6 protein-coding genes and 1 pseudogene are annotated in these 7,118 nt (G+C 47.0%); 1 reads left to right on the forward strand and 6 read right to left on the reverse strand.

The window, feature by feature from the left end; genetic code table 11:
- Positions 1-140: 140 nt before the first annotated feature.
- From AZ66_RS24770 to AZ66_RS24790, 5 genes and pseudogenes are all read right to left on the reverse strand, one after another.
- Positions 141-1,786, reverse strand: a pseudogene (locus AZ66_RS24770) (peptide ABC transporter substrate-binding protein).
- Between the two features lie 43 nt (positions 1,787-1,829).
- Complete coding sequence (locus AZ66_RS24775; protein ID WP_044357322.1) at positions 1,830-2,783, reverse strand: ABC transporter ATP-binding protein; 954 nt, start codon at positions 2,781-2,783, stop codon at positions 1,830-1,832.
- Positions 2,764-3,798 (reverse strand): ABC transporter ATP-binding protein, encoded by a 1,035-nt coding sequence (locus tag AZ66_RS24780; RefSeq protein ID WP_044357323.1) that lies wholly within the window; start codon positions 3,796-3,798, stop codon positions 2,764-2,766. The genes AZ66_RS24775 and AZ66_RS24780 overlap by 20 nt, the downstream gene beginning before the upstream one ends.
- Before the next feature lie 12 nt (positions 3,799-3,810).
- Positions 3,811-4,758 (reverse strand): ABC transporter permease, encoded by a 948-nt coding sequence (locus AZ66_RS24785; RefSeq protein ID WP_044357324.1) that lies wholly within the window; start codon positions 4,756-4,758, stop codon positions 3,811-3,813.
- A gap of 1 nt (position 4,759) precedes the next feature.
- On the reverse strand, positions 4,760-5,686 hold the full coding sequence (locus tag AZ66_RS24790; RefSeq protein ID WP_021260273.1) for an ABC transporter permease: 927 nt from the start codon (positions 5,684-5,686) through the stop codon (positions 4,760-4,762).
- Between the two features lie 514 nt (positions 5,687-6,200).
- Between AZ66_RS24790 and AZ66_RS24795 the strand changes: the two genes are divergently transcribed.
- Positions 6,201-6,464 carry a CD3324 family protein gene (locus AZ66_RS24795; RefSeq protein WP_021260272.1) on the forward strand — a complete coding sequence of 88 codons (264 nt, stop codon included), beginning with the start codon at positions 6,201-6,203 and terminating at the stop codon, positions 6,462-6,464.
- Between the two features lie 91 nt (positions 6,465-6,555).
- Here the strand turns inward: AZ66_RS24795 and AZ66_RS24800 are convergent.
- On the reverse strand, positions 6,556-7,118 hold a 563-nt coding region (locus tag AZ66_RS24800), incomplete at its 5' end, for a DNA-3-methyladenine glycosylase family protein (protein WP_044357325.1).

Below are 7,118 nucleotides of genomic sequence, written 5' to 3' on the forward strand. Positions count from 1 at the left end.
TAGAATCAGTCCATACAGAAAGCATCTGTTCACACTGCCTACATCAATTCGATCACTCATAAGCCCGAATGGGGGAGCACTAATGATGTACACGTTGGCCACGACGATAATCGACGATATCGCGTATCGTGCCAACATGATTATTGCTCAACACGCTTTGCGAAGCGCAGATCTGGGTTAGAACGAACATCGAACACGATGCCTGTTACTTTTGGACTTACAAGTGCTGTATCCACGGAGAACAAGATCGGCATGATTGGCAAGTCTTCCATCAATACTTTTTCAGCTTGCTGGAGGATTTCAACCCGTTTATTAGGATCCAACTCGTACGTAGATTTTGCAATCAGGTTATCATACTGTTTATTGTTCCAGTTTGTGAAGTTGTTCGAGTTCGTAGATTGATAGTGAACAAGTACACCAAGTGGATCAAGGAAGATTCCTTCCCATCCCATACGTGCAACTTGGAAGTTCTTCTGTTTAAACGTATCAATATACGTTTTCCATTCTTGTGTTTCGAGCTTAACTTCTACGCCTAGGTTTTCTTTGAACATCGCTTGCAACGCTTCAGCCACTTTTTTGTGTTTATCAGCAGAATTCAGTTTGAAAGTAACAGGCGGAAGAGTAGATAACCCTTCTTCCTTCAAGCCCGCAGCAAGCAATTCTTTTGCTTTTTGAGGATTGAACTCGTAATACTTAGCTGCATCATCACGGAAGTCATTGCCGGACGGGTTCTTGATGCCGTATGGCACATAGCCGTAAGCAGCCTGTTCGCCTGCCTTCGTTACATTTTTCGTCAGCGTCTCGCGATCGATCGCATAGGAGAATGCTTGACGAATTTTTGGGTTCGTAAATGGTTTTTCATTTACATTGAACGAATACGTATAGACACTGAACGTAGGGTGAGCCAAGTATTCTTTATTTTCTTTCTCTTGATCCAGTGTGTCGATTGGCAGTGCCGTAATCAAATCAAGGTCGCCGGTTTTGTACATTTGATAATAGGTTGTTGCATCTTGCACCATTTTGAAATGGATGGTATCCATCGTAATGGCGTCTTTGTTCCAGTAATGATCGCTCTTTGCAAGTGTAATCTCTTCGTTATGCTTCCATTCCTTCGAAGTGTAAGGGCCGTTCCCGACGATTGTGCTCGCTTCAGCTGCCCATTTTTCGCTTTATCTACGACAGTGGAACGAACCGGCAAATACGCATGTCCCATCGAGATAATCGGGAAGATACCGAGCGGTGCTTTCAATTCAACGATTAACGTATGATCATCTTTGGCTTTAACGCCAACGTCATCTGCGCTTCCTTTGCCAGTGTTGTACTCTTCTGCACCTTTAATGTAGTACAGTGAGGAAGGGTCGTACGCTGCTGTCTTCGGATTCAGCACCCGTCTCCAAGCATATTCAAAATCTTGTGCTGTAACAGGATCACCGTTCGACCACTTCGCATTATCGCGAATCGTGAATGTATACGTCTTGGCATCAGCAGATACATCGACTTTGCTTGCGGCACCTTCTACAATCTTGCCAGACTTGTCATAGGTGTAGAGACCTTCATATAGGTTATCGATAATAAAGTATGAGGTTGTATCTGAAGCGAGAGCTGGATCTAGGGTGTACGGTTCGCCGCCTGATAGATTCGTTGTGATCACTTGCGGAATCTTGTCGCTGGCCTCCGTACCAGCAGCAGATGATTCCTTAGTAGTTCCGCTATTGCTTCCGGAGCAAGCAGTTAAGGCAGTTGCGGCTAAGATAAGAATTGCTAACATTAGGTTCCATTTTTTCATGCTCGTTCCTCCAATAATATCTTCATATGTAATAGATCATTTCTTAATACAAGTGGCAGGCAACCCAGTGATTGCTGTGCACTTGCTTGCCTTCCGGCATTTGAGTTGCGCATAGCTCCGTTGCTGCTGGACATCTGCTATGGAACGGACATCCGGTAGGCGGAGACAGCGGGCTTGGCGGATCGCCATGCAGTACAATACGTTCACGAAGCCTCTTATTTGAAGGGTTCGTTGTTGGAATTGCTGACAATAAGGCCTGCGTATAAGGATGAAGCGGATTGGCGAATAATGAGCTTCGATCTGCCAGCTCCATCATTTTGCCTAAATACATAACGCCGATTCGATCACTAATATGCTTGACCATCGCCAGATCATGGGCAATGAATAAATAACTTAAGCCTTGTTCGATTTGCAAATCCTTCATCAGATTTACAATTTGCGCCTGTATCGATACATCGAGTGCTGAGATCGGTTCATCAGCGACGATAAATTGCGGATCCACGGCCAATGCGCGGGCGATGCCGATACGCTGTCTTTGCCCGCCGCTGAATTCATGCGGGAAGCGAAGTGCATGATCCGGGTGCAGCCCAACCTTCTCAAGCAGCTCAGCAATGCGCTCTTTGCGGGCCTTGCCTCTTGCCAAGCGATGGGCGTCGATTCCTTCGGCAATAATGTCGCCAACGCGCAATCTCGGGTTGAGCGATGCATGCGGGTCTTGAAAGATCATTTGCATGCTCCGATTCAGCTCACGACGTTCCAGGCCGCGTGCGCTAGCCAATCCCTTGCCATTGAACACCACCTTTCCAGCTGTAGGCTCCAGCAGGCCTACAGCGACTCTGCCTAATGTTGACTTGCCGCTGCCGCTCTCACCAACAAGGCCAACCGTCTCACCGGGAAGGATGGATAAGCTGATTCCGTCAACTGATTTCACAGTGTGATTCGAACCTGTCCGAAAATGTTTATGCAGTTGATGGAGCTCAAGAATAGGCTTCGACATATTCATTCCTCCTTGCAGGGCCTGTCCCGTGACCGATTGGAGATCGGGGATCATTCAGCCAGCAGCGAGCGCTATGCTGATCTGTGAACGAATGGGTGTCAGGCAGATGCTGCAGGCAGACCTGCATGGTATAAGGACATCTCTTCGCGAAGGGACAGCCCGTGATCTCTTCGGATAACTCTGGAGGAGAACCTTCAATCGGTGCCAGCCGTTCATCCTCGGAGGTATCCAGCTTCGGCGTGGACTGAAGCAAGCCCCATGTATATGGATGCTTCGGACGCTCGAAGATATCTTCGACTGTGCCTGTTTCCACAATCATTCCGGCATACATGACTGCAACGCGATGCGCAACCTCAGCCACGACACCGAGATCATGGGTAATGAGCAGAATCGAGCTTCCCATCTGTTCTTGCAGCGTTGTCAGCATGTCAAGAATTTGGGCTTGAATCGTGACATCCAGTGCGGTTGTAGGCTCATCAGCTATTAGCAGTTTGGGATTGCAGGCGAGTGCAATAGCGATGGATACACGCTGCCGCATTCCTCCACTAAATTCATGCGGGTATTGATTGTATCTTCGTTCCGCATCTGGAATGCCTACGAGCTGCAGCAATTGTATCGTTCTCGTTCGTGCATCGGTTCTGGTAAGCTTCTGATGCTGTCGCAAACCTTCACTGATTTGCGTACCGATCTTCATCGTTGGATTCAAGGATGACATCGGATCTTGAAAGACCATACCGATCTCAGAGCCTCGCAGTTTCCGCATTTGAGCGCGTGAGAATGAAGTGATGTCTTGGCCTTGAAAATGAATGTCTCCACCCTTTAGCTTCGCATGTGGAGTAGGGAGCATTCCCATAATGGTTCGAGCGGTTATACTCTTGCCGCTGCCGCTCTCGCCGACGATTGCGAGTGTTTCCCGTTCATCAATATGGAAGGACACGTCTCGCACGGCTTGAAGCTCTCTATTTCTTGATTGGAATACAATATGCAATTGTTGAACTTCGAGCAAATGCTTCATGAGTGCACCTCCTTATTGTTGTGATCGTGGATCAAGGGCATCCTGCAATCCATCTCCAAATGAGTTGAAAGCGAACATGGTGAGCGAAATCATCAATCCTGGGAAGAACAGTCGCCACCATTGACCACTTAATATGACGCCAAGTGAATCGTTGGCCATTGTTCCCCAGCTGGCATCAGGTGCTTGTACACCTAGACCGAGAAAACTTAGAAATGATTCAGAGAAAATTGCCGCCGGAATCGTAAACGTTAAGTTGACGATAATGATGCCCGCAGCATTCGGGAGCAGGTGCTTACAGATAATACCAGCATGTGATGTGCCGAGCTTATGCGCGGCAAGTACATATTCTTGCTGCTTCAGCTGTAGAATTTGTCCACGAACAACACGTGCCATTCCGACCCAGCCCGTTATGGATAGGGCGATGATCATGGTGATAATTCCAGGCTTCATAATGACAAGAAGCAAAATGATTACGAGCAAGTAAGGGATGCTGTACAAAATTTCAACGATGCGCATCAACACATTATCGACGCGATCACCGAGCTTGCCGCGACCTGCCATATATCCCGATACGCCGCCAACTACAATGCCGACGACAAGATCAATTGCCGCTGCCGCGAATCCGATCGTAAGCGAGATGCGTGCTCCTGCCCAAGTTCGCGCCCACACATCGCGTCCCAAATCGTCTGTTCCGAACCAATGTTCTCCGGAGGGAGGGAGGTTCGTAGCTGTTAACGATTGAGCGCTCGAAGAATAGGGAACGAGCGATGGACCAATCGCGGCGAGCAAAATAATGACCAGCAGCAGTACGAGTCCGAGTACGGCGAGCTTGTTGCGCGATAGCTTGCGCAATCTATCCTGCCACAATGGAACGCTGCGAGCTGCGAGCTGATGCTCTGCTTGTTGGCTGCGTTCGATGGGATGGAACAGATGATCCAATTCGGCTGATGAAGCTTTCATGCTAATCTCCTTTGCTAGCAAGTTTAATTCGCGGATCAACGATCCGGTAAGACATGTCGATTAGAAATAACGTAACGACCAATACGACGCTGTAAAAGATCGTTGTGCCCATAATGACGGGATAGTCCCGATTGAAAATACTATCAACGAAGTATTTTCCGATGCCAGGGATCGCAAAGATTTTCTCCACCACAAACGTGCCTGTGAGGACGGATGCGAACAGTGGGCCCATGAAGGAAAGTACAGGAATTAAGGAATTTCGCAGTCCATGACGAATCACAATTTTCCAAGTAGGCAGACCCTTGGCTTCTGCTGTATGTATGTATTCCTGTTGCAGTACTTCCAACATGCTCGTTCGCACGAAGCGGGCAATGATCGCGATCGGCGCTACTGCAAGCGCGAGTGAGGGAAGAACCGTATGCTTCCAAGTTCCCCATGCAGCGACGGGTAGAAGCCCCCATTTCACCGACATGTACTTAATAAGCAATGGTGCCAAGATGAAGCTCGGAATCGAGATGCCGAGCATCGCTATCATCATCGCAACAAAATCCAGCGCGCGGTTATGATGAAGGGCGGCAACCGTGCCTAATCCGATTCCGACCACGATTGCAAGCAGCATAGATTGAATGCCGAGAATCGCTGATGGTAGAAAACCGCGGGCTATCAAGGTGTTAACATCCGTTGTCTTGGATTGGATCGATGGCCCTAAGTCCAAGGAGAGCAGGCTCTTCAAATACAATAAGTACTGTGTAGGCAAAGGCTTATCCAGGTTATACCTTGCCCTCATGTTCTCCAATACGGACTCTGGGAGCGTCTTTGAATCTGAAGCGAATGGATCACCTGGGATCATGTGCATGATCACGAAGGTCAGCGTAACAATGATCCACAGCGTGACCAGCATGGCGAATAAGCGTTTCAGCACAGCCATTATTTTGTTGTCTCCTGTTCATTTAATATCATACAATTCTAATTGATTAAGTCGGAATTATAACCAAATAAAATCTCCTAGCGAAATCGAAATCAACCGGTTGTCAAAATTTAATTCTGATAGGATTAGTATGAATAATAGGATAGAAGATTGGAAATGTCAATGTAATACTATGTAAATTTCAAAATGGAATTTTCAATTCATCAGATCATACACATCAGAGGGGAGAAAGGGGGAATCGATGTCATTCCATTGATTGTAAAGGCATATACTGGTACAATCGGTTATATTCAAATATTACTACATAAATGAAATGAGAGGATCGTTTGTTATACATGCGCATCGCGTTAGATCAACTCCATGCAAAGTCTATATTATGGACATGAACGGTTGCTTGTGTGGAGTTACATCGATTAACCGTTCACTTTCATTTTGACTTTCATGGTGAAAATACGTTTATAATGTAGGCTTTGCTCCCTTAAAAGATTCCAACTTTTTAAGGAGCGAAGGTATCATGAAATATATGAAGGCGAATGAATGTTTGCCAGAACATCTACTATTAGAAATACAGAAATATGTCTGTGGTGAATTCATATACATTCCAGCACCGCAAGGTTCTCGTAAAAAATGGGGCGAAAACTCTGGGATTCGAAGAGAGCTTCAACTTAGAAATGAGAAGATTCGGGACTATTTCCGTGAAGGGGCATCGATTGATCAGTTATCTGAACAATATTGCCTATCTGTAGATAGCATCAAGAAAATTGTATACAAGAAATAAGGAATGGTAGACCCGCCCTGCTTCGAACGCAAGGCGGGTCTTTTTGGTGTTAATGCCATAATCCTTGCCGCTGTATAGGATCGTTTGTGGATTAGTAGAGATATCTCCAGAGGTAAAATGTCGCATAAGCTTCCCAGCCGCTCCACTTCTCAGACATCTCCCGCAGTTCGCTCTTTGTCGGCTTTCTGTCGGAACCGAGGCGATGGCGAATGGCATTATGAAGTCCGACATCATCAATCGGAAATGCAGACGGCATTCGCAAGCAGCGCATAAGTACGTAATTGGCCGTCCACGGACCGATTCCTCGTATTTGCGTCAACATCTGTTCGGCTTGCTTGAAGTCGCCGGCCGCGAGCAGCATTTCTTTTGACAATCGCTTGTCGGCAATTAGCTGTGCAGTATGGATCAGGTACTCGCATTTTCGTTCGGTCATGCGCAATTGCTGCAGGTCTTGGACGGTTAGAGAAGCGATATCGTGGGCAGTAGGATAGATCCAGTAGGTGTTCCCATCACATGTAATCCGCTTGCCAAAATGTTCGACTAGTCTCCGCTTCAACGTATACGCAAACGCAAGATTAATCTGCTGCCCAATAATTCCCCAGCTCATCGCTTCAAATAGGTCAGGGATGCCAATGATTCGCAATCCAGAGAATG

It is taken from the genome of Paenibacillus sp. E194, from assembly GCF_000935845.1.
GTDB classification, from domain to species: Bacteria; Bacillota; Bacilli; order Paenibacillales; family Paenibacillaceae; genus Paenibacillus_B; species Paenibacillus_B alvei_B.